Origin of the sequence: Streptomyces sp. NPDC051214, from assembly GCF_040682375.1 — a bacterium.
Lineage (GTDB): Bacteria > Actinomycetota > Actinomycetes > Streptomycetales > Streptomycetaceae > Streptomyces.
This window is the reverse complement of the sequence record NZ_JBFBAT010000001.1, coordinates 475,728-500,835: the sequence shown is the minus strand read 5'-3', so window position 1 is coordinate 500,835 and position 25,108 is coordinate 475,728. Positions and strand designations below refer to the sequence as shown.

The window sequence follows — 25,108 nt, the reverse complement described above, 5'->3', positions numbered from 1 at the left end:
ACGCCTGTGCATGCGGGGCCGGTCCGGTCCGGTGACGCGGGGCTCGCGCGATTCCCTCAGTCCAGGTTGCGGCGCAGCAGATAGGTGTCCATGATCCAGCCCTTGCGCTCGCGCGCCTCGGCCCGGAGGGCCTCGATGCGCGGAGCGGCCTCGTCGAGCGGCCCGGAGACGAGGATCTCGTCGGCGGTCCCGATGTAGGCACCCCAGTAGATGTACATGTCGCCGCCCTCCTCACCCTGATACCGCCGGAAGGCCTGATGAGCGTCGAGCATGACCACGACATCATCGACACCGTCAGGGAATCCGTGGGCCGCGAGGCGGCGCCCGGTGGTGATCTGCACGGGGCGCGCGACGCGGTTCAGTCCGGTGCGGTGCTTGGCGGCGAGCGAGGAGACGCTGCTGATCCCCGGCACGACGTCGTACGTGAAGGCCACCGCACCCCGGTCGAGGACCTCCTCCAGAATCCCGAGCGTGCTGTCGTACAGCGCGGGGTCGCCCCACACCAGGAACGCGCCGCACTCGTCCGCACCCAGCTCATCGGTGATCAGCCGCGCGTAGATGTCCGCCCGGCGGCTGCGCCACTCCCCGACGGCGGGGGAGTAGTCCGCGCCCCCCGCCTTCCGGTCGCGTGCGGGGTCCCGCGCCTCGACCACGCGGTAACCGCCGTCGGCGCGGTGAGCGGCAAGGAGGTCACGCCGCAGCTGGACGAGATCGTCCTTCTCCTCACCTTTGTCGAGGATGAAGAACACGTCGGTGCTTTGCAGAGCCTTGACGGCCTGCAGGGTCAACTGGTCGGGGTCGCCGGCGCCGATACCGATGACATGAATTCTGCGCACGCCGAGAGTCTGCCGTATGGGGGTGGGGTGGGGACTGGGCGGGGCTGGTCAGGACTGGTCGGGGCCGGTCGGGCTGGTCGGGGCTGTGCCGGGCTGGTCTGGGGTGCGTCGGCTCGATCCGGGTTGAGTCACGGGGGGACTCCGCCGGGGGGCTCCGCCGGGAGGCTGGGCCGCGTAGGGCCACTCGCGTGCACATGTCGGCGACGACCCCGAGCTGTCGCTCGCGCGCACTTGTCGTGGGCCGGCGGTGTCACTCGTGTGTACTTGTCGTGGGCTCGCGGTGTTACTCGCCGTCGACCTCGCGGGGTCACTCGCCGCTGATTCCGGGTAACCCCGGATATCACTTGCCGTCGGCCCCACGCAGCCGCGGCGCGTGCTCGGCGGCGTCCACCGTCGCCCCCTCCGCTTCCAACAACTCCGCCAACTGCCGGGCCCACGACACGAGTCCGTCCACGTCGATCCCGTACGGCCGCTGGCCCCGCCGCCCCGCGTCGATCGCGTCCGCGCCCCTGAGCAGCAACCGGGCCCCGCCCGTGGGGTTGCCGCGGGCCGAGTGGGTCAGCCCAACGGCCAGCTGGGCGAGCCCCTTCCACAGGTCCCGCTCGTCATCGGGCCCCGACTTCCAGGCGTCCTCGAAGACCTCGTGCGCGTGAAAGGGCCGCCCCGCGTCGAGCAGCGCCTGCGCCTGAGTGACCGTCTCCTCGGGTGTGCGCGTGACCCCTTCGGGCTGCCGCTCCACGCCTTCCGTGCCGTACGGCAAGGGCCGCCCGAGACCGTCACGCGGCCGCGCGTTGCGGGCCCGCCCTTCGGTGTCACGGTCACGGCCACGGTCATCGGGTCGGGGTGCGGTGCTCATACGGCGATTGTCCCTCGCCAGACGTCCGGCAGGGGGCGCGGACCACCCCCGATCGTGGGGTAAAGTTCTGTCTGCGCGATCACGCAGAACACCGCGGGACACGCGCACCGGGACGTGGCGCAGCTTGGTAGCGCACTTGACTGGGGGTCAAGGGGTCGCAGGTTCAAATCCTGTCGTCCCGACGGAAACGTCGCAGGTAGGGGCCATCTTCGGATGGCCCCTACTTCGTGTTCGGGAGCGTTTTTCCGGGAGCGGGAGACCGGGAGTCAGAGGGCGTCCGGGTAACTGCCGTCCCCCAGGTCAGGGTTCGGCAGCACGCCCGCGGGGTCGTGGACGGCGACCCTGTGGCCGTCCAGCCGCAGGCGGCGCAGCCCCTCGAGCGACATGCGACGGCCGAGATCGGAGAAGGAATGCACCTTCGTGACGTCCAGGATCACGTCGGCCGTGCCCTCCAAGTCGGCCATCAGGTCCAGGAGCTCCGAGGCGGCGGTGAGCTGGACGTTGCCCCGCAGGGTGAACGTGATCGTGCCTCGTGACTCGCTCACGTCGACGGCGTCGAGTCGGCCCCGATCGGAGGAGAACAGGTGCATTCCCATGTCCCGGGAGAGCCGCTCGAAGATGAGACGCCCTCTCTGGCTGTTGCCGTGGGAGTCCAGGCGCGGGGAGAAGGTGCCGATGCCCACGAGGTCGGGCAGGACACCGACGATGCCCCCTGAGACGCCGCTCTTGGCAGGGATGCCCACACGGGTGAGCCAGTCGCCGGCCGCGTCGTACATCCCGGCCGCGGCCATCACGGCCATGACGTGCTGAGCGACGGCGGGATCCATGATCCGTTCGCCGGTGACGGGCTGGATGCCTCCGGTGGCGAGCGTCGCGGCCATCACCGAGAGGTCCCGGACGCTGACCAGGATCGAGCACTGGCGCGTGTACCCCTCGACGACGGAGGGCACGTCCCCGTCGAGGATGTCGTAGGTACGCAGCATGTGGCCGATGGCTAGATTGCGGTGCGCGGAGGCTAGCTCTGAGGCGCACACACGCTCGTCCACCTGCAGATCCCGGCCTGCGAGGCGGGAGAAGAACGACACGGCACGGTCGACGCGATCGTCCTGGCCGGCCTCCGCGCCGACCAGGAGCGAATGCGTGGTGATCGCTCCGGCGTTGATCATGGGATTCCTGGGGCGGTGGGTGCCGCCTTCGAGGGAGAGCTCGTTGAAGGCCTCGCCGGACGGTTCTACCCCGACGACATCCAGGACGCGGTCGAGGCCGCGATCGATGATGGCGGCCGCGTAGGCGAACGGCTTCGAGATCGATTGGATGGAGAACTCGGTGTCGGCGTCACCGGCGGCGTACGTGCGACCGAGCGTCGTGGTCAGCGCCATGCCGAAGCGTTCCGGGTCCGCCTCGGCGAGCTCGGGGATGTAGTCGGCGTTGGCGCCGCTGGTGTCCTCACGCAGGCTGTCGAGCACTTCGTCGAGGTAGTCGGGCACGGGAGTCTTCATGAGGCAGGTCCTTCCGAGGGCCAGGGCCAAGGCCGGGGTCGTGCGACTGCGTTCCATCTGTCGACGCGGGCCGTCCGGTCCGGGCTGTGGACGGCATCACCAGGCGTCTCGGTCTGCCGTGTCTCCGACGCTGCCCGCCTCAGAGTCCGAACCGCGCCCGTTGCCCCTGCGGCACCACATCGGCGTAATCGGAGTGCTTGCCGATCCAGCCACGGATGAAAGGGCAGAAGGGGAGTACCCCAAGCCCCTGCTCCCTGGCCGCGTCGAGGGCCGCGCGGGCGAGTACACCGCCGAGGCCCCTGCCTTCGAACCGCGGATCGATCTCCGTATGAATGAAGGCGATCTCGTCCTGGTACTGGTGGTACTCGGCGAAGCCGGCGAGCTCGTCGCCGTCGAAGACCTCGAACCGTGATCGGTCGGGATTGTTCGCCACGCGGGATTCCATCGCTGCTCCTCGGGATGGCCACTGCGCCGTCACTCCTCCGTACGAAGAGGAGGCTGCCGCGGCAAGACAACCATCAGGGTAGTTGATGGGTCAACTGGACATGCGGGGAGCGGTCAGGGTCAGTCAGGCTGCTTCTGCATGTGTTCGAGGACGCGGTTCGAGATCCGGGCGAGCGTGTCGAGCTCTTCCTGGGTGAGCGCGTCGATGAACAGCCGGCGGACGTGCGCGACGTGCACGGGCGCGGCGTCTTCGATCGCCTTGTAGCCGGCCGGGGTGGCGACGATGAACGCTCCGCGTCCGTCGTCGGGGCATTCTTCCCTGTCCACGAGGCCGCGCTTCATCATGCGTTTGACCTGGTGGGACATGCGGCTCTTCTCCCACTCCACCTGCTTGGCCAGGTCCAGGAACCGCATCCGCCCGCCGCCTCGTTCGGTGAGGCTCACCAGCACGATGTAGTCGGAGGCGGACATGTGGGAGTCGGCCTGGACTCGGCGGGAGAGGCGACCGATGAGCGTCTCCTGCATGCGGATGAAACTGTCCCAGGCGGCCTTCTGCTCCGAGGTCAGCCAGCGAGGCGTTTCGTTCATCGAGGGAGTGTAACGAAGACGTTGACACCTCATCTATCGCGTTGACGTGCCCGATTCTGCGCGATGCCCGGAATGTCCGGGGGTGCCGCAAGCGAGCGCGACTGGGCCCGTGAGACGTGGCTGCCGCATCCCGGCACCGCGGGGGAGTCGGGTCCGCGCTGGCCCGCGCCGCCCTCGACGAGGCGCGCGGTACCTGGCCGAAGAGGCGGCGTTGTCCCTCGGGTGCGCTGCAGTATGAACTCGTGGACGGTAAGTCGTAGACCCGGAAAGGACAGGCACATGGGGTACATCACCGTAGGCAGTGAAAACAGCACGCCGGTCGAGCTCTACTACGAGGATCAGGGCGCAGGTCAGCCCATCGTCCTCATCCACGGATATCCGCTGAACGGTCACAGCTGGGAGCGCCAGACACGAAATCTCCTGGCCGCCGGATACCGCGTCATCACCTACGACCGACGGGGCTTCGGCGCGTCGTCGAAGGTGAACTCCGGCTACGACTACGACACTTTCGCCGCAGACCTGAACACCGTCCTGGAGACGCTGGACCTGCGCGACGCCGTCCTGGTGGGCTTCTCGATGGGCACGGGCGAGGTCGCCCGTTACGTCGCACGATTCGGGCATGAAAGGGTCGCCAAACTCGCTTTCCTGGCCTCGCTCGAGCCCTTCTTGGTCGCCCGGGACGACAATCCCGAGGGCGTGCCCCAGAAGGTCTTCGACGGAATCGAGGCAGCGGCCAAGGACGATCGGTTCGCCTGGTACACGCAGTTCTTCTCGGACTTCTACAACCTGGAGGAGAACCTCGGCAGTCGGATCAGCCAGGAGGCCGTCACCGCGAGCTGGAACGTGGCGACGTCAAGTGCCCCCGTGGCGTCCTACGCCGTCGTTTCCGCGTGGATCGAAGACTTCCGTACCGACGTCGAAGCGGTCCGCGACAGTGGCAAGCCGGCCCTGATCCTGCACGGCACAGCCGACAAGATCCTGCCCATCGACGCCACGGCCCGCCGCTTTCGCCAGGCATTGCCGGAGGCGCAGTACGTGGAGATCGAGGGCGCCCCGCACGGGTTGCTCTGGACACACGCGGACGAGGTCAATTCGGCCCTGCGGTCGTTCCTCGGGTAGATCCGCGCCCCTTGCGTTGCCGGTAGCGTGATCGGCTGCCGCATGGAATGTCCATGTGTCCGGTGGTGAGTGATGTGAGTGATGGGGCCGTGATGAGTGAACTGGCGAAGCCTGTGGTTGAGGTTCCGGAGGGTGAGGCGCCCGCCGAGTTGATGGTGCGGGACCTCGTGTTGGGGGACGGGGCCGAGGCGTTGCCGGGCAGGGTCGTTCAAGTTCACTACGTCGGGGTCACGTTCGCGTCCGGCAAGGAGTTCGACTCCTCCTGGGAGGAGGACCGGCCGTTCAAGTTCGCCGTGGGCGGTGGCAGGGCCATCAAGGGCTGGGACAGGGGAGTACGGGGAATGAAGGTCGGCGGTCGGCGCGAGATCATCGTTCCGCCGCGTCTTGGGTACGGCCGGCAGTCACCCTCCCCCTTGATCCCACCGGGGTCGACGCTGATCTTCGTCGTGGACCTGCTCACGGTGGTGGGCGGGCCCCCCGTAGCGAGGCCCGCCTGACCGGCTCGTACTGAACCTGGGAGTAGTCCTGGGGGGTAGGTGTTCACCGGCGAGCAGTCCGCAGCCGACGGGTCAGCAGACGCTGTCCGTCGGCTTCGGGTTGCCCAGGCCGAACAGGGGGCGCAGGCGCAGGCCCGCCCAGGTGCCGAGGATGGCCACGGCTGCCCAGATCCAGCCGTGCAGGGAACCCGAGGCGATGCCGGCCAGGTAGGCGCCGATGTTGCAGCCGCCGGCGAGGCGGGCGCCGACGCCCATCAGGATGCCGCCGATGACGGCGGCGAGCGCCGTGCGCGCAGGGATGTTCCGGTGCAGCTGCCATACGCCGCCGGCCGCCGCCGCGACGGCCGCGCCGACCATGATGCCGATGTCGGTGAGGCTGTTCTTGTCGGCGAGGACGGGCCCGGACAGCTGCGCCGCGTTGTTGGGCTGCTGCCAGAACGTCCAGGTCTCCGGCGTCCCGCCGAGTGCCTCCACGGCCTTCGAGCCCCACAGGGCGAACGCGCTGGTGACGCCCCAGGCGCCACCCGAGACGAGCAGAACCCCGGCGCCGAGCACCGCAAGCGCGATCGCACCCGCTGCCAGCGGCCAGGAGCCCCTGATCGCGCGGCGGAGGGCGCCGCGTGTCGATGGCGGGGTGCCGACCGGCGGGGGGTTGCGGCGGGCCTGCACGGCGCGGGCGATGAACCAGATCGCGGCGAGTGCCGCGATCGTCAGCGCCCAGGAGCCGAACCAGCCAACGTGGTCGGAGAGCACGTACGGGTCGAGCGCCGGCAGATTGTTCCAGAGGCCGAACTGCCAGGCGGCGAGGGTGGATCCGGTGATGAAGCCGAAGAGGGTGAGCACGATGGTGCCCTGGCCGGAACCGACGGCGAAGAGGGTCCCGGACGCGCAGGCCCCGCCGAGCTGCATGCCGATGGCGAACAGGAAGGCGCCGATGAGCAGCGCCACCCCGAGCGGCCCGGCACTGGGTGCGGGCACGGAACCGAACAGGCCGCTGCCTGTGCCGATGATCAGGGCGAAGAGCGTCGCGGTGGTGCCGAGCAGGAGGGTGTGGGCACGCAGCCCGGTGCCGTTGCCGACGGCCACCAGCTGCCGCCAGGCGGAGGTGAACCCGAACCGGGAGTGGAACAGGGCGACGCCGAGTCCGATGCCGAGCAGCAACAGGGTGCCGGGCTTGGCCCCGTGCTCCGCGAAGACGTAGCCGGAGAGCGCGACGCCGATGGCACCCGCGACCGCCAGCGGCACCCGCCGGACCGGCGGCAATGCCTCGGCTCGAGGGGCGGGGGCGGAGGTGGGGGACGGGGGGAGCACGGCGATCCGGGGCGGCGCCCCGGCATCGGGAGCGGTGGTCAAGGGGGTCTCCGGGAGCGGGAGGGGATTCGGACGGGCGGTGGTCGCGCGAGCGCGGAGCGCTGAGACCTGAGAGGGGTCAGCGGCTGTAGAGCGCTGGGCGGGGCGTCAGCTGCTACAGAGCGCGTCGTCGACGCTCCACGGCGTGGCCGCGAAGAGCGCGAGAGCGAGCTGACGAGCGGGTCCGAACATGCGCACCACCATAAACATCCCGCGGAGATCTCGAAACGCCGTCTCACATAGAGAGCACGAGAATGAGACGGCGAGGTGAGAGGGGGGATAGGGCGGCCATCGGTAGCGGTTGGTAAGCGGGCCGAGGGCGACCGGTCTGGCGTCAGCGTGGCGCTCGGCGATGACGGCGCGCACGGTGATGGCCCACGGGTCGGTGACCGCGAGGCCTTCAGCAAGTTCCTGCGGGCCGGCGGGAAGATCGTGGGCGCGGGCCTGGAGCGCGTGCGCTGCACGTCCCGCACCCGCGCGACTTTTCCGCACCGCCGAAGAGCGCGTTTCGGAATGCCGGGAGGGAGCGCACGATCAGCGATCACCAGACGGTTCTGAGCCGCCCGGCCACCGCCCGGCCGCGCCGCCGGCCGCCCCCGGTGCGGGAATTGTGCGGAACTTCAGCGCTCAGGACGGAGCAGCGTGTCCGCGGCGCCGCCGTTCAGGACCTGGCGGGCCACGTCCGGGAGCTTGAGTCGGCGGTTGCGGGCGTACGTGCGCATGCGGATGAAGGCCTGGTCCGCGCTGCATCCGCGGGAGCTGGCCAGGTACCCCTTGGCCTGCTCGATGAGGACGCGGGACTCGAGGGCCTCCTGGAGCTGCGCGATCTGCGTCCGCTGCTCGTGCAGCGCCTGCTGGCGGATGACGCAGGCGGTGGCGGTGTCCGCCAGGGCCTGGGCCAGGCGCAGCCGGGTGTCGTCCAGTGGCGTCGGCCGGTCGTGCAGGAGGCTCAGGGCGCCGAACACCGTGTCCTGGCAGCGCAGCGGCACCGTCGCGACCGAGGTGAAGCCGAGCAGCAGGGCGCGCGGCGTGAACCGGGGCCACCGCGTGCAGGCGGGCTCGGTGTCCAGCCGCAGCTCGCGGACGTCTGCCCGGGAGCGCCGGCAGTCCAGGAGCGGGCCCTCGTCCCATTCGAGGCCGAACAGTTCCAGCGAGCGGGTGTACTCGTCCGAGGCCGCCACTTCCACGACCTGGCCGCGCGGAACGTCCAGCATGACCCCGGCCGCCGACACCTCCAGCAGATCCACACAGTGTTCGGTCAGTGCGTGCAGGGCATCGGGCACGCTCACTTCGCGCACCAAGGGGGCAGCGAGATCCGCGAACGCGCACGCCAGCCGTTCCTCGCGCTGCCTCTCGGACATGGCGGTCATGCCGCCGCTCCCTTCCGTGGTCACACCGTCCGGGCCCCCGGCGGTCGTACGCCGGCGGTTCGCTGCCCGCGGGGACGGTGTGAGGAGATGCCTGCCACGCTACCGCCAAAGGGTGTCCCACGGCAGGCGCACGCTCATCGCCGCAGCACGCCAACTTACGGCGCCTTCCGTGGCCTTGGAAAGAATCCAGGTACGCTTCTTGCAGCTCTTCAGGGCATGTCGTACGACGACCCGTCCCGCTCCCCGTCGCGCCTGCCGTGCACCTGGTCGGCGATCGCGGCAGGCAGCTCGGCGAGGCCCAGGAACCCGGCCACGGTCCCCGCCGTCAGCGCGTGCCAGGCGCGGGCGCGGCGGAGCATGGCGTGGTCACCGCCGCGAAGGAGCACGGTGGCCGCCTCGGCGCCCGCGGCACCGGCGCGCGACGCGAAGTCCAGGGAGGACCCGGGATCGGTCGTACGGTCCTGGTCGCCGTGCAGCAGCGCCACGCGCCGGTCACGCAGGTGCGCCACCGGTTCCCCGGCGGGGCACCACGGGGCGAGGCCGACTACCCCTCGGACCAGCGGGTTTCCGGCGGCACGCAGTGCGGCGCGGGCCCCCATCGAATGCCCCACCAGGACGGTCGGCACGTCACCGGTGAGCTGCTCCAGCTCACGCAGGGCCTGGCGGGCGTCGTGCGCGGGGTCCTCGCGCTCTCCGTTCCAGCCCCGGACGCGATAGCGCACCCGCCCCATCAGCACCGCGCCTCCCGACGTGGAACGACGGATCGCGCCTTCGAAGAGACGCAGCCGTACGCCCGGCAGATTCCACGGCGAGGGCACGTCGGTCCCGTGTTCGCGGCCGCCGTGCAGCAGGAGCACGGCGGCACGTGGCTTCTCGACCGGTCTGCTCAGCCGGGGCAGCACCAGTGCCGGGCGCTCGCCGTCGTTGAAGGACACAGGCACGGGACTCCTCGACTCGGCTTGACGCGGCTCGGCTTGACTCGGCTCGACTGGCTGTCGGTGTCCGGCCGCACCAACGTAATGGACGGGGCCGAGGCGCCGGACGCGGCCGACCATCCAGAACGCTCCGTCCAGTCCGTGCGCCCCGCCCCGCCCGTCTACCGCACGCCCCGCACGCCCCGCTCGCCGACCTCCTCCAGCCTCTCACCGTCGCTCAACCGCGCCCGCACGGTCGCGTCGGGGTTCTTGGAAGCCTTGACGGCCAGTGTGCGTCCTCGCTCGGTCGCCTCCACGTCACCGGTCACATCGATCCCTTCGACCTCGCGGCTGCCCGCGGCCAGGAGGTAGTGGCGCCCGGAGGCCGCCGTCCAGGGGGTGCCGGCCACGATGTGCTGGCCGAAGCGGCTGCAGGCCGCGGTCGACCGTGCCCGCCCGACGACCTTCGCCGGTGCGGTGGGGGACGCCGCGGACGTGCGGAACTGCACGAGGACGTCGCCGGGGCCGCGCCAGGTGGAGGAACGCGTGCAGGACCACACCGCCCGGCCTCCCCGCTCGGGCAGGTCCTGCTCGGCGAACTCCCATTGATTGACGGCCCGTACGCCGTTCTCGCGCAGCCCGGGGAGCTGGCACGCGGTGTGCGCCCAGCTCCGCAGTGCCGCGCTGCTGGTCGCCTCGCGAGGCTGGCGGGCCGGGGCGCCGGTGCCGGGCAGCGGGGTGTAGCTGAGATGTACGGGGGTGAGGCCGCCCAGGTCGGCCACGAGGAAGGCGTGCTTCTCCACGATGCGGCTGGAGGAGCGCAGTTGCAGCACCGGCAGGCTGTCGCAGGCTCCCTTGCCCGGTGGCTCGGGGACGGCGTCGGTGAGGCCCTCGTCCGACACGTCGAGCGGACGCCCGGGGGACTCGGGGGTCAGCAGGTCGCGCGTCCGTGCCTCGGCGATCCAAGGCGCGGTCAGATAGCGGACCTTGTCCGCCTCGCGGCTGACGACGAGCGCGGCCGCCGTGGTGACGTCGGCCTCGTCGGAACGGGAGATGTCCAGGGTCGCGTCGCCCAGCGAGGCGAGCGGTTCGACGTAGCGGACCACGCGTCGGCCGTCGTGGAACAGCACGACCGCCTCCCGGCCGACGACATCCGCGTACAGCAACTGGGTGTTCTGGGGCGGGGGTTCGGCGCTGGTCGCCTTTGCGACGTCGACTTGGGTGCCGGGCGGCGGGTCGGTCCAGGCGCCGAGCGCGCGGGTGATCAGCGCGTCGTCGTCGGTGCGCGCGCCGCGGGCCGGCCAGGCGGTGAAGTCCACTCGTGAGGTGTCGGCCCAGGCGTCGCCGGAGGTACGGAGCAACTCGTCGGGGCCGAAGGCTAGGGGGACGTCGGCGGCTCGGGAAGGTTTCCCCGGGGGTGTGCCGCCGAGGATCGCCGGCAGCACCGCGCAGCACAGGGCGACGATCCCCGCGGTGAGCCAGGCCAGTTGGTGCCGGCGCCTGCGGCGGAGCAGATCGGTCGGACGGGTCTGCACGGAGCAGGCGTCGAACTCCCGTGAACGCAGCAGTGCTTCCGTCGCCGGGCCCGCGGCCGCCGCCACGTCACAGGCGGCGCGCACCGCCTCTTCGGGCCCGGACACCTCGGCGGCGGAGAGCAACTCGGCGACCTCGGAACGGGGCAGCCCGTCCAACTGCAGCAGTACGAACGCCGCGCGGGCGGCCGCGGGAACCTCGGCGAGCACCTGCCCCAGCGCGACCTCCTCGGTGGAGCCCGCGCGTGGGAACAGCCGCAGCCCCCAGACCACCGGGAGCATGGGGCGCAGCGCGCGGGGCGGCGGAAGGAAGCCGGGCCAGCCGCGCGGACGGTGGTCGTGCGCGAGCGCCGAGCGCAGGACGCGTGCCCGTGTGCTCGCCACCACGGGGTCGGGCGTGACCCTGCGCTGCTCGGGCACACGGGGCGCGGCTCGGCCGACACGGAATCCCGGCAGCGCGCGCTGTACCAGAGCGTGGGCGACGAGGACCCGCCGGTGCCTGCCAAGCGAGTGGGGGAGGGTGAGATAGGCGAGGCGTACGAGCCGGGTGTACTGGTCGACGATGACGGCCTCGGCCTGGTCAAGGGCCACCCGCCCGGACCCCTTCGACGAGGGCCGTTGCGATGTGCTCATTGATCAAGAAGCCTTCCAAAGGCTGACGACGTTGCGTCCTGACCACGTTCAAACGAGTGAATCGTGCGATGGTCACAGTCATCGGGTCGCAGCAGGCGAGTCGCAGCCTTCGGGCCGTCCGTGCAGGAGCCGGTTGCCGTCAGGCGACGTCGACCACCACCGAGTGCCGGCCGCTGGCCCCGTCGGGAATCGTGCGGGTCCGCTTCTCGGTCTGGACCTCGCCCGTGCGGTCGGTCGCCCGCACCGTGAGGGTGTGGCCCCCCGCGGTCGCCTTCCAGGGGAAGGACCACTGCCGCCAGGTGTCCCGGGTGTCCTCCGCGGCCAGATCGGCCTGCTCCCACGGCCCGTCGTCCACGCGCACCTCGACCTTGTCGATGCCCCGGTGCTGGGCCCATGCCACCCCCGCGACCGTCACCGTGCCGGCCTTCGGCCGGGCGAAGGGTTTGGGGGTGTCGATCCGGGACTGCGTCTTGATCGGTGCCTTGCGGGCCCAGTCCCGCTTCACCCAGTAGGGGTCGTAGTCGTCGAACGTGGTCAGCTCGATGTCCTTGATCCATTTACAGGCGGACACATAGCCGTAGAGACCGGGGACCAGCATGCGTACGGGGAAACCGTGCACGAACGGCAGCGGTTCGCCGTTCATGCCGAGGGCGAGCATCGCGTCGCGGCCGTCCATCACGTCGTCGACGGGGGTGCCGATGGTCATGCCGTCCACGGACCGGGCGACCAGCTGGTCCGCGGGGCCGCCCTTCGAGGGGGGTTCGACCCCGCACTCCGCCAGCAGGTCGGACAGGCGTACGCCGATCCAGCGGGCGTTGCCCACGTACGGGCCGCCGACCTCGTTCGACACACAGGTCAGGGTGATGTCGCGTTCGATCAGCTCCCGCCGTAGCAGGTCGTCGAAGGTGAGGGTCGTCGGACGGCTGACTCCCTTGCCGTGGATGCGCAGGCGCCAGGTCTCGGCGTTCACCTTGGGGACCACGAGCGCGGTGTCCACCCGGTAGAAGTCCTTGCCGGGCGTCACGAACGGACTGATGCCGGGCACCCGGAGCCGCGCGCCCTTGGGCACCGGTTGCGCTGCCGACGCCGGGGCGGGCAGCCTGATCCGGTTCCGCGAGGCGACGGCGTCCTGGCCGCCCGCGGCGTTCAGCGATCGTCCGAGTACGCCGGCTCCGGCCGACGCGGCGGCGGCGGCGCCGGCCGCGATGATGAACCCGCGGCGGTCCCACTGCGGCCGATCGACGTCGCCCGGCACGGAAGTCGGCTCATCCGGCACCGACGTCCGCTCGGAGGCCGTATCTACGGGGCGAGGGGCGCGATCTACGGGGCGGAGGGCGAGGCGGCCCGCGAGCCAGTACAACAGGGCGGCACCGACGACGGAACCCGCTACCGAGGGCAGTGCGTCGGTGAAGCCGGTGGAGTCGGGGCGGCCGGTGGCCGCCGCCGCACCGATCACTCCGAAGAGCAGCACACCCGCCGCGCCGAGAAGGCGGTGGCGCAGGGAGAGCAGCCCCAGCACGAGCGCCAGCAGGGCGAGCACCGCGAGGATGCCTGACTGCAGGACGAGTTTGTCGTCCGTGCCGAACTGCTGGATGGCCCAGTCCTTGACGGGCGCGGGGGTGCGGTCGATCGCCGCGCCTCCGACCGCCACCACCGGGCCGGCCTCGGGCCGCACCGCCGCGGACACCAGCTCCGCGACCGCGAGCGCGGCGAAGCCCGCAAGCAGCCCGCTCAGGGCGCCTGCCGGGACACGCCACCGGTCGGCCGGTCGTCGCAAGACTTCTCGCTCTGTCATCACATGAGGTATCCGGCACCGACGGCCTCGCGGATTGCTCGACTCCCTCATCGGTGTGGGGAGAAAGGCCCGGTTGGCCCAACGCGCACCCGACGAAGGCCGAGCAGATGCCCGACGCGCGCCCCGGGCGGGGGGAGGAGCGGGGGAGGAGGTGGCGGCGGGGTGTCCGGGCGGAGGAGGCTCGCGCCTCGACGTTCCGCCGGGATCTCCGACGTCCGCCGCCACCTCTGTGCGTCCGGGTCCCTCACAAACCCATGCGGACACAGGGGATTCGACGGCGGGCGCGCAGCGGATTGGTTCGGGCGCGAACTTCGTCGCGATGGCCTCCGCGTCACCCCCAGGAGTGCCGCCAATGCAAGAGCGCCCCCTCGCACGCCCCCCATCACGCCTTGAATTGCGCCCCCGGATGTTCATGGAACGCGCTTGCCGTGCAGGTCAGAACGCGCTTTCCGGGGGAAGGCGTCGTGACGCGGGTCGAGATCGCTTGGCTGAATCAGCGCGGTTCGGAGCTCATTCGTTTCTGGTGTCCGCCCGGCGGGCTCGGATCCGGTGCGTGTGCCGGGCATCTATCGGGTGCTCGGGGATCTACGACCCCTCTGAGCGGCCACGACGTCCCGGAGCGCCTTGCTCCGCTGTGTCATCTTCCGTCACGCCACGCTCGTTTCGTACCGCAAAAGGTTCGCCATCTTTTTTCCGCCAGGTTTCACAGAATCCGCACAGACCCCACAGGTGGACCGCACTATGTGACGCGTCAGAGCGACGCGGACACACAGTGCGATGTGTGAACGCGTCGTTGGGGGGCGGGCCGTGGGGTGGAGACACCCCCTCGGCCCGACCGTGGAGGGGACCACGCACCGCATGAATCACACCGCACGAGCGGCGGCTCTCGGCGCCACCGCTCTGCTTCTCGCGCTCTCGCTGCCCGGCACTCCGGCATCGGCGGCCGAGCTGCCACGCATCGACCTACGCATCCTCGTGGTGACCGACGGAGGCCCTGCCACCGCCGCGATCACCGCCGAACTCGACGGCCAGGGCACGCCGTACACGACCGTCGACCTGCGGCAGAGCGGGCGGCCGGTGATAGACGCCGCGTTCCTTGCGGACACCGTGGACGGCAGGGCGCGCGCCAAGTTCCAGGCCGTCGTGCTGCCCAACGACAACCCGTTCGCGGCCGGTTCGGCCGAGATGGCCGCCCTCGCCTCCTACGAGCAGACCTACGCCGTCCCGCAGGTCGACGCCTACACGTACGCCAGGCCCGAAGCGGGACTGCAGACACCCGAGTTCAGCGGCCCGCTCGACGGGGTGCGGGCGCAGGTGACCGCGTCGGGCAAGAGCGGCCCCTTCGGGTACCTCGCCGGGCAGGTACCCTTCGAGGACAACGCCCCCGCCACCAACGAGAGTTACGGCTTCCTGTCCGAGCCCGCGCCGGGCGCCGACTTCACGAGTTACGTGGACGCGCCGATCCCCGGCACCTCGGACCGCGGCTCACTCGTCGGCGAGTACCGCCACGACGGGCGGCGCGAGCTGGTGGTGACCTTCGTCTACAACCAGCACCAGCAGCAGTTCCGGCTCCTCGCCCGCGGCATCGTCGACTGGATGACCCAGGGCGTCCAACTCGGCTCGTCGCGCAACTACTTCGCCGTGCACGTGGACGACGTCTTCGGGGCCGACGACCGCTGGGACACCGAGCTCAACTGCACCCCCGGCGACGTGGACTGTGCGCCGGGCCAGGGTACACCCGACCCGATCCGGATGACCGCCGACGACGCGGCGTACGCGGCCCAGTGGTCCAAGGGGCGCAAGTTCCCGCTCGACATGGCCTACAACGGCGGTGGCAGCGAGCTCTTCCGCGAGGAGAACGGCGGCGCCGACCCCCTGGCGGACCGGCTGATCGCCGACCGGGGCGAGCACCGCTGGATCAACCACACCTACAACCACCCCTTCCTCGGCTGCGTCCAGGACGTCAGCGTCGTGCCGTGGACCTGCGCGAAGAACGCGGACGGCAGCACACGCTACGTCTCGCGCACGGAGATCTCCCAGCAGATCTCCGACAACCGCAACTGGGGGCAGCGTGCCGGACTCCCGCTCGACAACGACGAGTTGGTGACCGGCGAGCACTCGGGCCTCAAGGTCCTTCCGCAGCAGCCCGACGACAACCCGAACCTGGGCCCGGCCCTGCGGGACAACGGCGTGACCTGGCTCGGCTCGGACAACTCCCGGGACCGGGGGCAGCGCCCGGTGGGCTCGGCCCTGACCGTGCCGCGCTTCCCGATGAACGTCTTCTACAACGCGGGCCGCGCCGCCGAGCAGGTCGACGAGTACAACTGGATCTACACCCGCAAGGCGGACGGCGGCAGCGGCGTCTGTGAGAACTCCTCCGTGGCCACCTGTCTGGAGCGTCCCCTCGACCCCGCCACCGGCTACGAGGACCACATCGTGCCGGTGGAGTCGACGATCGCGATGGGGCACGTCCTGGCGAACGACCCCAGGCCGCACTTCATCCACCAGTCGAACCTCGCCGAGGACCGCATCGCGTACCCCGTGCTCGGCTCCGTCCTCGACGCGTACGGCGAGCTGTTCGCGGACAACGCCCCCGTGGTCAACCTGCGGATGGCCGACATCGGCGGCGAGCTGCGCTCCCGCGCGGCCTGGGACACGGCCGTCAAGGCGGGCCGCGTCACCGCCTACCGGATCGGCGGCAAGGTGACCGTCCAGGCCCCGGCCGGCGTGGCGGTCCGCGCCACCATGCCCACCGGCACCGTACGGCAACTCCTGCTGGGCACCGACAAGTTCGGGACCGCGTACGCGGGACGAACCTCCGGCTGGGTGTCCCCGGCGCTCCTCCAGAGCCGCGTCACGCTCAACCTTCCGTCCGCGCCGGCCCTGGCCGCCAAGGAGGCAGGGCAGCCCGACATCGCGAAGGCGGCCAGGAAACTGCCCGTCCCGCCCGGCGCCGCCACGTACGTGAAGCCAGGCACCGACGGTCACACGCCACGCGCGCTGCCGACCCGGCGCTGACCCGACGTTCGCCCCCGGTGGCAGGCCGGCCCCTCCCGGCCGCCACCGGGCCCAAGAAGTCGCCTCACCCAGCCCCGCAGTCCGGGGCCACACCGCACCACCCTCCCCCCGCGCCCGTACGACCCGCATGCCGCCGTTCACGGAACGCGCCCACCCCGGCCCACCGGGGCGGGCGTCGCCGTCGGCTCCCTCGCGTTCGTATCTCACCCGCGGAGCCTCACCATGTCCGACTCGCCCTCGCCCGTGCCGATACCGGCACCCTTCCCCGCTCCGTCACACCGGCCCGCACGGACCCGCGTCACCCTGCTGACCGAAGGCACCTACCCGCACAGCCACGGCGGCGTCAGCGTCTGGTGCGACCAACTCGTGCGGGGCATGCCCGACATCGACTTCGGCGTGCTCGCCGTCACCGGCACCGGCCGCGAGAGCCTCGCCTGGGAGCTGCCGCCGCACGTCGCCGAACCTGTCTGCCTGCCCATGTGGGGCCCGGCCCCCACCGGCCACCCCCCGCGCGGCCGACGCCGACGGCAACTCCTCGGCTCCTACGAGCAGTTCCTCACCGCCCTGCTCGACCCGGCCGCCGAGGACGGCTTCGCCCCCGCGCTGCACGACCTCGCCCGGCACGCCCGCGACGGCGCCCTGGCACCCGCGCTGCGCACCGACCGCGCGGTGCACGTCCTGACCTCGGTGTGGAACGTCCCCGGGCGCGCGACCGCCGAGGCGCGGCCGACGCTGCACGACGCGGTCACCGCCACCAGCCTGCTCGAACACGCGCTGCGCCCGCTCGCCGCCCGGCCTCCGGAGAGCGGCGTCGCGCACGCGGTGAGCGGCGGCATAGCGGCCATGCCCGGCCTGGTGGGACGCCAACTCCACGGCGTGCCGCTGCTGTTGACCGAGCACGGCGTGTACCTGCGCGAGCGCTACCTCGGCTACCGCACGGGGCCGTACAGCTGGCCCGTCAAGGCCTTGCTGCTCGGGTTCTTCCGGCTGCTCGCCGAGGAAACGTACCGCCAGGCCTCCCTGATCACCCCGGGCAACCGCTACAACCGCCTCTGGGAGGAGCGCGGCGGGGCGGAGCCCTCCCTCATCCGCACCGTCTACAACGGCGTGGACCCCGAGGCCTTCCCGCCCGCGGGCCCCGAGCCGCTGACCCCCACCCTGAGCTGGGCGGGCCGGGTCGACCCCATCAAGGACCTGGAGACCCTGATCCGCAGCTTCGCGCTGGTCAGGCAGGAGATCCCGGACGCCAGGCTGCGCCTGTTCGGCGGCACTCCGCGCGGCGGCGAGGCCTACCGCGAGCGCTGCCAAGCCCTGGCCGCCGAGCTCGGGCACGGTGACGCGGTGGTCTTCGAGGGCCGCGTCGAGCACATCAAGGACGCCTACTCGGCGGGCAACGTGGTGATGCTGTCCAGCATCAGCGAGGGCTTCCCCTTCACCCTGATCGAGGCCATGTCCTGCGGGCGGGCCACGGTCTCCACGGACGTCGGCGGGGTGCGCGAGGCCGTGGGGCCCACCGGGCTCGTGGTGCCGCCGCGCGCGCCGGAGGCCATGGCGCGCGCCGTCGTCGAACTGCTCCGCGACCCCGCGCGCCGCGCCGCGATGGGCGAGGCGGCCCGGCTGCGCGTGATCGAGCAGTTCACGCTGCGCCAGACGGTCGACGCGTTCCGTTCGATCTACGAGGAGCTGGCCGGGCCAGGCCAACAGGGCCTGTATCAGCCGGAGTTCGTCAGCCATGGCGCCCCGGTCCCCGGCGAGGTGGCGGGATGAGCGGCCCCCTCCCTCTCCGGCCGCGCGGCGCACACGCCCGCGGCGCGGAGCACGGCGAGGCGTACGGCGCCGACGACACCCTCGCCCTGCGCCTGGCGCGTCCGCCCCGCACCGGCCCCCACGACAACCGGCCCCGCCCACGCCCCGGCGTCGCGCTGCGCCCCGCCAGGGCCGACGACCCCGTGGACCACCTCGCCGCCGAACTCGCCGAGGAGGCGGGCGCGGCCGTGCACGCCTACGAAGTCGCCGCGCTCCTGGAGTCGCAGGGCCTGACCGGCGACAGGATCCAGGAGACCTATGGGCACCCCGATCTGTTCTCGCTGGCCGACGCCGTCTACCGGCGGGTGCCGCGCAGTCATCCGAAGCCGCCTGTGCCGCCCGACCCCTGGCGCCCCGACCACCTGCGCTGCGCCCTGCGCGGGCTGCTCTTCGCGCTTCCCGGCACGGCATACGTACTGGCGCAGGGCGCTTGGGGGACGGCCTCCGGGCTGTACGGGCTGATCGCCGCAGCCCTGGTCTCCTGGGCCTGGTCGCAGGCGCTGAGCCACCGCGCGTACAGCAGGCTCGCGACAGGACGGCACGAGGCGGGGCGCACCCTGCTGGCGGGCGCGCCGCTCGGCATCGTGGCCGCGTCGGTCACCGGCCTGCTGGTCGCGGGCCCGGGAGCCGCCGCGCTGTTCGCCGTCGGCCAGTCCTGCTACCTCGCCGCGGCCGGGCTGCTCCTGGTGCTCGGTCGCGAGAAGGTCCTCGCGGCGGCGCTCCTGCCGGTCGTGGCGGGCGCGGCCGCCCTGCCGTGGTGGCAGCCGCCGGAACTCCTGCGCACCGGGCTGCCGTTGCTCACGGTCCTGCTCGCGGCGGCCGCCGCGGGGCACGCCCTGCGCTCGGCACTGCGGACGGCCCCGGTGCCGGGCCCCGTGCCACGCCTGGCGCACTCGCTGCCGTACGGCCTGTTCGGGCTCGCGGCCGGTGCGCTGACCGCGGTGGCGGGACAGCAGGAGCCGTACGCCGTCATCGTGCTGACGCTCAGCATGGGTCTCGCCGAGTGGCTCCTCTACCGCTACCGCGGGCTCGCCGTGGCCGCCCTGCACGCCTCGACCACTCCCAGGGGCTTCAGGCTGCGCTCCGCGCGTGCGCTCGCCGTCTGCGGCGCCGCCTATCTCGTGCCGCTCGCCCTGGGCGCCGTACTCGTCGGAGCGAACGCGACCCGGCTCGTCCTGCTCGGGGCCGTGCTGTGGACCGCCCTGCTCCTTCAGGCGTTCGGCGTGGCCTGGCCGTCCGTCGCGCCCTGTATCGCCGCCGCGGTCTGCGCGACGGCACTGCCGCTCACCGGCACCGTCTCTACGCCCGCCGCGCAACTCATCGGCTGCGGCGCCGCCGCGGTGGCGCTCCTCGCCGTCGCCGTCCACCACCTGGGCAGGCCCACGGCGCACGCCTGAGCCGGCCCCGCCCGTCGCACCACCCTCGACACCGTCCCAGCATCAGGAGCACTCATGGCATCCGCACCACTCGTCGCCGTCACCGGGGCCGAAGGCTTCATCGGCTCGCACCTCACCGAGGCGCTCGTCGCGTCGGGCCACCGGGTCCGCGCGATGGCGCAGTACAACTCCTTCTCCTCCTACGGCTGGCTGGAGACCCTCGCGCCCGAGGTGCTCGCCGAGGTCGAGATCGTCCTCGGCGACGTACGCGACCCCGGCTCGGTCCGCGGCCTGGTCACCGGCGCCGAGACCGTCTACCACCTGGCCGCCCTCATCGCGATCCCGTACTCCTACCAGGCCCCGCACAGCTACGTGGACACGAACGTGACCGGCACGCTCAACGTCCTGGAAGCCGTGCGCCACCTGGAGATCCCCCGCCTGGTGCACACCTCCACCAGCGAAACGTACGGCACCGCGCAGACCGTGCCGATCACCGAGGACCACCCCATCAACACCCAGTCCCCGTACGCCGCTTCGAAGGCCGGCGGCGACCGGCTCGCCGACAGCTACCACGCGAGCTTCGAGACGCCCGTGGTCACGCTGCGGCCCTTCAACACCTTCGGGCCGCGCCAGTCGATGCGGGCCGTCATCCCCACCGTCATCGGCCAAGTGGCCTCCGGCTCACGGGAGATCACCCTCGGCGACCTGCGTCCGACCCGCGACTTCACCTTCGTCGCCGACACCGCGCAGGCCTTCATCGCCGTCGGCACCGCCCCAGCGGACGCGGTCGTGGGCCGCACCTTCAACGCGGGCACGGGCGGCGAGATCTCCGTCGGCGACCTGGTACGGCTCATCGGCAAGGTGATGGAGGCCGACCTCGACGTACGTGAGGACGAACAGCGCATCCGCCCCGCGGCATCCGAGGTGATGCGCCTGGTCGCCGACGCGAGCCGGCTGCGCGCCGCCACCGGCTGGGCGCCAGGACACGACCTGGAACAGGGCCTGGCCCGCACCGTCGAGTTCTTCCGCGACCCGGCCAACCTGGCCCGCTACAAGACGGACATCTACAACATCTGAACCATCCCCCGCACGTCGCTGACCACCCGTCAGCACACCTGCGCATCTGGCCACTTGACCGCTTCGGGTCACTCACAGGGGAGACAACCATGCACGCAGTCATTCTTGCCGGGGGCAAGGGCGTCCGGCTTCGGCCGTACACCACCGCGCTGCCCAAGCCGCTCGTCCCGATCGGCGACCAGCACGCCATCCTGGAGATCGTCCTGCGCCAGCTGGCGAGCGCCGGCTTCACCAGCTGCACCATCGCGATCGGCCACCTGGGCCACATCATCCGCGCGTACGTCGGCAACGGCGCCCGCTGGGGCCTGCGCGTCGGCTACTCCACGGAGGACAGCCCGCTCGGCACCATGGGCCCGCTCCTGACCATGATGGACCGGCTGCCCGAACACTTCCTCGTGATGAACGGCGACATCCTCACCGACCTCGACTACGCGGACGTCCTGAACAGCCACCGCACGTCCGGGGCGCCGCTGACCATCGCCACGTACGCACGTCAGGTGCGCATCGACTTCGGCGTGCTGACCACCGACTCGGAGCGCGTGGTCGCCTTCACGGAGAAGCCGAGCGTGGACTACCGCGTCTCCATGGGGGTCTACGGCCTCTCGCGCGACACGCTCGCCTCCTACACGCCGGGCCTGCCGCTCGGCTTCGACGAGCTGGTCCTGGACCTACTGAAGACCGAGACCCCGCCGCACGCCTACGCGTTCGACGGCTACTGGCTCGACATCGGACGCCCCGACGACTACGACCGCGCCAACGCGGAGTTCACCTCGCACCGCTCCCTTCTCCTCAAGGGAGCGTGAGGGGGCCGTGCGCGTTCTCGTCCTCGGCTCCACCGGATACCTGGGCGGGCACATCGCCGAGCGGCTGCACGCCCTGCCGGGCGTGCGGCTGCTCCGCGGCGGCCGCGCCCCCTCGGACGACCTCCGGATCGACCTCGCCCACATGACGCCCGCCGCGCTGGCCGAGCAGCTGACCCGGGCCGAGCCCGACGCCGTGGTCAACTGCGTGGGCGCGGTCGGCGGCAGCACGCTGACCCTCGCCGAGGCCAACTCCCGTGGTCCGGCGGCCCTGTGCGAGGCCATGGGGTCGGTGGCGCCCGCCGCGCGCCTGGTGCACCTCGGCTCGGCGGCCGAGTACGGGCCGACCGGCATCGGCGAGCGGACGGCGGAGGAAGCCTGCGCCCGCCCGGTCGCCCCGTACGGAGCGACGAAGCTGGCCGGAACCCTGTCCGTCCTGGACACGCGGCTCGACTCGCTCGTGCTGCGGGTCACCAACCCGGTGGGGCCCGGCGCGCCCCGTGCCGGGCTGCCGGGGCGGCTCACCGCCGAGCTCGCCCACGCGGTGGCCAGGACCCCGCACGCCCCCGTCCACCTCGGCGACCTGTCCGCGTACCGCGACTTCGTCGACGTACGCGATGTGGCGCGCGCCGTCGCGCTCGCCGTGACCCTGCCGGGGCGGCTGCCGCGACTGCTCAACATCGGCAGCGGCCGTGCCGTTCCGGTGCGCGATCTGGTGCACGGCCTGGTCGGTGCCGCGGGCTTCACCGGGCGCGTCGAGGAGTCGCTCGGCAAGGTGGGCCGGTCGGTGGCCGTGCCCTGGCAGTGCGCCGACATCGGCGCCGCGGAGCGGGAGTTGGGGTGGACGCCGGCATACTCCCTGCGGGACTCGGTGACCGCGTTGTGGGCCGCGGACGGTGCGCCACGGACGTGGCCGCAGGGCGCCGACGGCGCGTCGCCGCCTCTCGCGCAGGCCGGCGGGGACCCGCGATGACCCTGCTGGTGCCGCTGTACGTCCACCCGGCCGCTGACCCCGCGGCCTGGCAGGCGCTGGTGGCGGCCGCGCCCCAGCTGTACGGCGTCGTCCTGAACGCCGCCGACGGTCCGGGCGCGGCACCCGACCCCGCCTTCACCGCCGCCTCGCGGGCCCTGCGCGAGGCGGGGGTGCGGGTGCTCGGGTACGTCGACACGGCGTACGGGGAGCGGCCGCTGGCCGCCGTCACCGACGACCTGGAACGGCACCGTGCCTGGTACGGCGTCGACGGCTGCTTCCTGGACCAGGTCGCGTCCGGGCGCCGCGAGCTGCGGCACTGCCGGCGCATGGTCCGTGCGGCGCGGGAGCGGGGCGCGGGCACGGTGGTCCTCAACACGGGCGTGCATCCGGCGCCCGGGTATGCCCGCGCCGCCGACCTGATCGTCACGTTCGAGGGGCACTGGACGACGTATCTGCGCTCGTTCGACGCCCCGTCCTGGACGGCCAGACACCCCCCTGAGCAGTTCTGCCACCTCGTCTACGGAGTGCCGCCCGCGCTGGCCCGCCTCGCCGGGCGCACCGCCGTACAGCGGGGCGCGGGGGTGCACTGCGCGGTGCCGGGCGCGGGACCCAACCCCTGGACGCAGCCGCCGCCCCTGCCGGTGTCCGGAGGCCCGTCGTGAGGCGTGCCGTGAAGCACCGCTCCTCGTGGCTCGGCCCGCTCCTCGTCACCGTCCTGCTGCTCGCGGGGTGCTCGTCGGCGACGCGGGAGGGGGACACCCCGGACCGGTGGCGGCCACTGCCCGGCACCGCCTGGCAGTGGCAGCTCGACGGGCGCGTCGACCCGCGTGTGGACGTGCCCGTCTACGACATCGACGGGTTCGAGAACCGCGGGTCCGACGTGGCCAGGCTGCACCGCGACCGGCGCCGGGTCATTTGCTACATCAACGCCGGTGCGTGGGAGTCCTTCCGCCCCGACAGCGACGACTACCCCGCATCCGTGCTCGGCCGCGCCAACGGATGGAAGGGCGAGCGCTGGCTCGACATCCGACGCCTCGACGTGCTGCGTCCGCTCCTCGCGGAGCGCTTCGACATGTGCCGCCGCAAGGGCTTCGACGCGATCGAACCGGATCTGCTCGACAGCTACCTCAACCGCACCGGATTCCCCCTGACGGCGCGCCACCAGCTGGCCTTCAACCGCATGGTCGCCCGCCTCGCGCACGAGCGCGGCCTGTCCGTCGGCCTGAAGAACGACCTCCCGCAGATCCCGCGGCTCGTGCGGGACTTCGACTTCGCGGTCAACGAGGAGTGCGCTCAGTACGGCGAGTGCGCGTCACTCACCCCCTTCGTCAAGGCGGGCAAGGCGGTGCTGCACGTCGAATACGCCGTGCCCAACGAGAAGTTCTGCGCCCAGTCGAAACGCCTTGGCCTGTCGTCCATGCGCAAGAAACTGAACCTGGACGAATGGCGAAGGCCGTGCTGAGGCCCTGAGGCGAGGGGAGGAGCTGATCCGCGCAGGGGACGGCGCGTAACCGTCGATCTTGCTGTCGCGTTGGTGAGCCGGGGCTCGGCATGTCCTGCCGGGCCATGACGCGAAGGCTTGAGGGTCACACATCATGCAGGACATCACCAGGAAGATCGCCGCGGGAATCGGGGCCATGGCCGCGGCGCTGGGCTGTGTCATCGTCTCCGGACCGTCGGCGGTGGCCGACGGCAAGTGGTGCAACCACTCGGTGTGCATCGAGACGTACGACAGCGGCACCTATCTCGGCAGGGTCGAGGTGTCGGTCACCAACACCAACCAGCCGAACCGCATCAGCGCGCGCGTGTGGACGACCAACGGCTGGAGCGCCAACACCAAGGTGGAGGACGTAGCCAAGTTCCGTACCTACCGCGACCAGGCCTACCCCCAACGCCACTTCCCCGCAGGCACCCGCCTCTGCGCAGAGGGCTTCCGCGGCGGCGCCAGCGTGGGCCTGCCCTGCGTCACCCTGACGAACTGACGGCGCCGAGGGTCAGCCGTACTGGCGGCAGCGGCCGGGGAAGACGGCCCGCACGCGTGCGGTGAGCAGGCCGAGGGCGTCCTGCGCGTCGGCGGCGCCTGAATCGGACCCGAGCTGCAGGGCAAGACCCTCGGTCAGGCAGTGAAGTTCGAGTGCGGCGAGGTCGGGGTCGGTATCGGCCGGGACCTCGCCGCACTCCTTGCCGTTGTGGACCGCGGTGGCGAGCATCGAGCGGATCAGCCGGCCCGTCTCGGCGTGGGAGCGGGCCAGTCGAGGGTTGTCGACGGTGCGCCCCAGAAAGGCAAGCATCACCCGGTGCGCCGAGCGGCGCCGCTGGTCTGCCGGGAGCCATTCGCCGAGCCCTTCGACGACCACGTCACGGATCGGCAGCCGCTGACGCGTGGCGCGTTCCCCCAGGTCGGAGACCCGGTCGAGGATCTTCTGGACGACGCGCTCGTGGGTGAACAGCAGCATCTCGTCCTTGGTCGGGAAGTAGTGCTGCACGTGGCCGACGGAGCAGCCCGCCGTCGCGGCGGTCCGCGCCACGGTGACCCGGTCGAGCCCCTCCTCGGTGACCAACTTCTGTACGGCGTCGGCGACCTGGATGCGCCTGGCTTGATGATCGACGACCTTCGGCATGCCC

General features: G+C 71.8%; 22 protein-coding genes and 1 tRNA gene. 12 read left to right on the top strand and 11 right to left on the bottom strand.

Annotated elements, in window-relative coordinates; translation table 11 throughout:
* Nucleotides 1-56: 56 nt before the first annotated feature.
* Both cobF and AB0M70_RS02325 read right to left on the bottom strand, forming a co-directional pair.
* The gene (cobF, locus tag AB0M70_RS02330; RefSeq protein WP_365815427.1) at nucleotides 57-836 is read right to left on the bottom strand and encodes a precorrin-6A synthase (deacetylating); all 780 of its coding nucleotides are present in this window, start codon (nucleotides 834-836) and stop codon (nucleotides 57-59) included.
* Between the two features lie 340 nt (nucleotides 837-1,176).
* A complete protein-coding gene (locus AB0M70_RS02325; protein WP_365815425.1) occupies nucleotides 1,177-1,692 on the bottom strand; it encodes a DUF309 domain-containing protein in 516 nt (171 codons plus the stop codon).
* 108 nt (nucleotides 1,693-1,800) lie between these two features.
* Here AB0M70_RS02325 and AB0M70_RS02320 point away from each other — a divergent pair.
* Nucleotides 1,801-1,874, top strand: a tRNA-Pro gene (locus tag AB0M70_RS02320).
* Between the two features lie 84 nt (nucleotides 1,875-1,958).
* Here the strand turns inward: AB0M70_RS02320 and AB0M70_RS02315 are convergent.
* The 3 genes from AB0M70_RS02315 to AB0M70_RS02305 all read right to left on the bottom strand — a co-directional run bounded on the left by AB0M70_RS02315 (nucleotide 1,959) and on the right by AB0M70_RS02305 (nucleotide 4,223).
* Nucleotides 1,959-3,191 (bottom strand): glutaminase, encoded by a 1,233-nt coding sequence (locus AB0M70_RS02315; RefSeq protein WP_365815423.1) that lies wholly within the window; start codon nucleotides 3,189-3,191, stop codon nucleotides 1,959-1,961.
* 139 nt (nucleotides 3,192-3,330) lie between these two features.
* Nucleotides 3,331-3,636 carry a GNAT family N-acetyltransferase gene (locus AB0M70_RS02310; RefSeq protein WP_365815421.1) on the bottom strand — a complete coding sequence of 102 codons (306 nt, stop codon included), beginning with the start codon at nucleotides 3,634-3,636 and terminating at the stop codon, nucleotides 3,331-3,333.
* A gap of 119 nt (nucleotides 3,637-3,755) precedes the next feature.
* Nucleotides 3,756-4,223 (bottom strand): MarR family winged helix-turn-helix transcriptional regulator, encoded by a 468-nt coding sequence (locus AB0M70_RS02305; RefSeq protein WP_365815419.1) that lies wholly within the window; start codon nucleotides 4,221-4,223, stop codon nucleotides 3,756-3,758.
* A 279-nt stretch (nucleotides 4,224-4,502) separates the two neighbouring features.
* Between AB0M70_RS02305 and AB0M70_RS02300 the strand changes: the two genes are divergently transcribed.
* Complete coding sequence (locus tag AB0M70_RS02300) at nucleotides 4,503-5,342, top strand: alpha/beta hydrolase (protein WP_365815417.1); 840 nt, start codon at nucleotides 4,503-4,505, stop codon at nucleotides 5,340-5,342.
* Between the two features lie 92 nt (nucleotides 5,343-5,434).
* On the top strand, nucleotides 5,435-5,839 hold the full coding sequence (locus AB0M70_RS02295; RefSeq protein WP_365815415.1) for an FKBP-type peptidyl-prolyl cis-trans isomerase: 405 nt from the start codon (nucleotides 5,435-5,437) through the stop codon (nucleotides 5,837-5,839).
* A 72-nt stretch (nucleotides 5,840-5,911) separates the two neighbouring features.
* On the opposite strand, the gene AB0M70_RS02290 is transcribed toward AB0M70_RS02295, so the two are convergent.
* From AB0M70_RS02290 to AB0M70_RS02270, 5 genes are all read right to left on the bottom strand, one after another.
* Nucleotides 5,912-7,192, bottom strand: a complete 1,281-nt coding sequence (locus AB0M70_RS02290; RefSeq protein ID WP_365815413.1) for a YeeE/YedE family protein — start codon at nucleotides 7,190-7,192, stop codon at nucleotides 5,912-5,914.
* A gap of 617 nt (nucleotides 7,193-7,809) precedes the next feature.
* Nucleotides 7,810-8,559 carry a GAF and ANTAR domain-containing protein gene (locus AB0M70_RS02285; protein WP_365815411.1) on the bottom strand — a complete coding sequence of 250 codons (750 nt, stop codon included), beginning with the start codon at nucleotides 8,557-8,559 and terminating at the stop codon, nucleotides 7,810-7,812.
* A 209-nt stretch (nucleotides 8,560-8,768) separates the two neighbouring features.
* Nucleotides 8,769-9,494: an alpha/beta fold hydrolase gene (locus tag AB0M70_RS02280; RefSeq protein WP_365815409.1), complete on the bottom strand. Its 726-nt coding sequence runs from the start codon at nucleotides 9,492-9,494 to the stop codon at nucleotides 8,769-8,771.
* Nucleotides 9,495-9,655: 161 nt separating this feature from the next.
* On the bottom strand, nucleotides 9,656-11,638 hold the full coding sequence (locus AB0M70_RS02275; RefSeq protein ID WP_365815407.1) for a hypothetical protein: 1,983 nt from the start codon (nucleotides 11,636-11,638) through the stop codon (nucleotides 9,656-9,658).
* A 139-nt stretch (nucleotides 11,639-11,777) separates the two neighbouring features.
* Nucleotides 11,778-13,433 (bottom strand): molybdopterin-dependent oxidoreductase, encoded by a 1,656-nt coding sequence (locus AB0M70_RS02270; RefSeq protein ID WP_365815405.1) that lies wholly within the window; start codon nucleotides 13,431-13,433, stop codon nucleotides 11,778-11,780.
* Between the two features lie 858 nt (nucleotides 13,434-14,291).
* Between AB0M70_RS02270 and AB0M70_RS02265 the strand changes: the two genes are divergently transcribed.
* From AB0M70_RS02265 to AB0M70_RS02225, 9 genes are all read left to right on the top strand, one after another.
* The gene (locus AB0M70_RS02265) at nucleotides 14,292-16,451 is read left to right on the top strand and encodes a hypothetical protein (RefSeq protein WP_365815403.1); all 2,160 of its coding nucleotides are present in this window, start codon (nucleotides 14,292-14,294) and stop codon (nucleotides 16,449-16,451) included.
* A gap of 222 nt (nucleotides 16,452-16,673) precedes the next feature.
* Complete coding sequence (pelF, locus tag AB0M70_RS02260; protein WP_365815401.1) at nucleotides 16,674-18,218, top strand: GT4 family glycosyltransferase PelF; 1,545 nt, start codon at nucleotides 16,674-16,676, stop codon at nucleotides 18,216-18,218.
* Nucleotides 18,215-19,654, top strand: a complete 1,440-nt coding sequence (locus tag AB0M70_RS02255; protein ID WP_365815399.1) for a hypothetical protein — start codon at nucleotides 18,215-18,217, stop codon at nucleotides 19,652-19,654. Before pelF ends, AB0M70_RS02255 begins: the two co-directional genes overlap by 4 nt.
* Before the next feature lie 54 nt (nucleotides 19,655-19,708).
* Nucleotides 19,709-20,710, top strand: coding sequence for a GDP-mannose 4,6-dehydratase (locus tag AB0M70_RS02250; protein WP_363207341.1), 1,002 nt, complete (start codon nucleotides 19,709-19,711; stop codon nucleotides 20,708-20,710).
* Between the two features lie 89 nt (nucleotides 20,711-20,799).
* Complete coding sequence (locus AB0M70_RS02245) at nucleotides 20,800-21,513, top strand: nucleotidyltransferase family protein (protein ID WP_363207340.1); 714 nt, start codon at nucleotides 20,800-20,802, stop codon at nucleotides 21,511-21,513.
* 7 nt (nucleotides 21,514-21,520) lie between these two features.
* The gene (locus AB0M70_RS02240; RefSeq protein WP_365815396.1) at nucleotides 21,521-22,483 is read left to right on the top strand and encodes an NAD(P)-dependent oxidoreductase; all 963 of its coding nucleotides are present in this window, start codon (nucleotides 21,521-21,523) and stop codon (nucleotides 22,481-22,483) included.
* Nucleotides 22,480-23,145: a spherulation-specific family 4 protein gene (locus tag AB0M70_RS02235; protein ID WP_365815394.1), complete on the top strand. Its 666-nt coding sequence runs from the start codon at nucleotides 22,480-22,482 to the stop codon at nucleotides 23,143-23,145. Before AB0M70_RS02240 ends, AB0M70_RS02235 begins: the two co-directional genes overlap by 4 nt.
* A complete protein-coding gene (locus AB0M70_RS02230) occupies nucleotides 23,142-23,945 on the top strand; it encodes an endo alpha-1,4 polygalactosaminidase (protein WP_365815392.1) in 804 nt (267 codons plus the stop codon). Before AB0M70_RS02235 ends, AB0M70_RS02230 begins: the two co-directional genes overlap by 4 nt.
* Before the next feature lie 133 nt (nucleotides 23,946-24,078).
* Nucleotides 24,079-24,465 (top strand): hypothetical protein, encoded by a 387-nt coding sequence (locus tag AB0M70_RS02225; protein WP_365815390.1) that lies wholly within the window; start codon nucleotides 24,079-24,081, stop codon nucleotides 24,463-24,465.
* Nucleotides 24,466-24,477: 12 nt separating this feature from the next.
* Here the strand turns inward: AB0M70_RS02225 and AB0M70_RS02220 are convergent, their stop codons facing one another.
* Nucleotides 24,478-25,104, bottom strand: coding sequence for a TetR/AcrR family transcriptional regulator (locus AB0M70_RS02220; RefSeq protein WP_365815388.1), 627 nt, complete (start codon nucleotides 25,102-25,104; stop codon nucleotides 24,478-24,480).
* Nucleotides 25,105-25,108 lie beyond the last annotated feature (4 nt).

Bases quoted from the DNA above. Each gene is read 5' to 3' on its own strand.
- AB0M70_RS02235 (WP_365815394.1), top strand. From the start codon at position 22,480: ATGACCCTGCTGGTGCCGCTGTACGTCCACCCGGCCGCTGACCCCGCG.
- AB0M70_RS02265 (WP_365815403.1), top strand. From the start codon at position 14,292: ATGAATCACACCGCACGAGCGGCGGCTCTCGGCGCCACCGCTCTGCTT.
- AB0M70_RS02310 (WP_365815421.1), bottom strand. From the start codon at position 3,636: ATGGAATCCCGCGTGGCGAACAATCCCGACCGATCACGGTTCGAGGTC.
- AB0M70_RS02245 (WP_363207340.1), top strand. From the start codon at position 20,800: ATGCACGCAGTCATTCTTGCCGGGGGCAAGGGCGTCCGGCTTCGGCCG.
- AB0M70_RS02275 (WP_365815407.1), bottom strand. From the start codon at position 11,638: ATGAGCACATCGCAACGGCCCTCGTCGAAGGGGTCCGGGCGGGTGGCC.
- AB0M70_RS02285 (WP_365815411.1), bottom strand. From the start codon at position 8,559: ATGACCGCCATGTCCGAGAGGCAGCGCGAGGAACGGCTGGCGTGCGCG.
- AB0M70_RS02325 (WP_365815425.1), bottom strand. From the start codon at position 1,692: ATGAGCACCGCACCCCGACCCGATGACCGTGGCCGTGACCGTGACACC.
- AB0M70_RS02250 (WP_363207341.1), top strand. From the start codon at position 19,709: ATGGCATCCGCACCACTCGTCGCCGTCACCGGGGCCGAAGGCTTCATC.
- AB0M70_RS02295 (WP_365815415.1), top strand. From the start codon at position 5,435: ATGAGTGAACTGGCGAAGCCTGTGGTTGAGGTTCCGGAGGGTGAGGCG.
- AB0M70_RS02220 (WP_365815388.1), bottom strand. From the start codon at position 25,104: ATGCCGAAGGTCGTCGATCATCAAGCCAGGCGCATCCAGGTCGCCGAC.
- AB0M70_RS02255 (WP_365815399.1), top strand. From the start codon at position 18,215: ATGAGCGGCCCCCTCCCTCTCCGGCCGCGCGGCGCACACGCCCGCGGC.
- AB0M70_RS02225 (WP_365815390.1), top strand. From the start codon at position 24,079: ATGCAGGACATCACCAGGAAGATCGCCGCGGGAATCGGGGCCATGGCC.
- AB0M70_RS02315 (WP_365815423.1), bottom strand. From the start codon at position 3,191: ATGAAGACTCCCGTGCCCGACTACCTCGACGAAGTGCTCGACAGCCTG.
- AB0M70_RS02300 (WP_365815417.1), top strand. From the start codon at position 4,503: ATGGGGTACATCACCGTAGGCAGTGAAAACAGCACGCCGGTCGAGCTC.
- AB0M70_RS02270 (WP_365815405.1), bottom strand. From the start codon at position 13,433: ATGACAGAGCGAGAAGTCTTGCGACGACCGGCCGACCGGTGGCGTGTC.
- AB0M70_RS02305 (WP_365815419.1), bottom strand. From the start codon at position 4,223: ATGAACGAAACGCCTCGCTGGCTGACCTCGGAGCAGAAGGCCGCCTGG.
- pelF (WP_365815401.1), top strand. From the start codon at position 16,674: ATGTCCGACTCGCCCTCGCCCGTGCCGATACCGGCACCCTTCCCCGCT.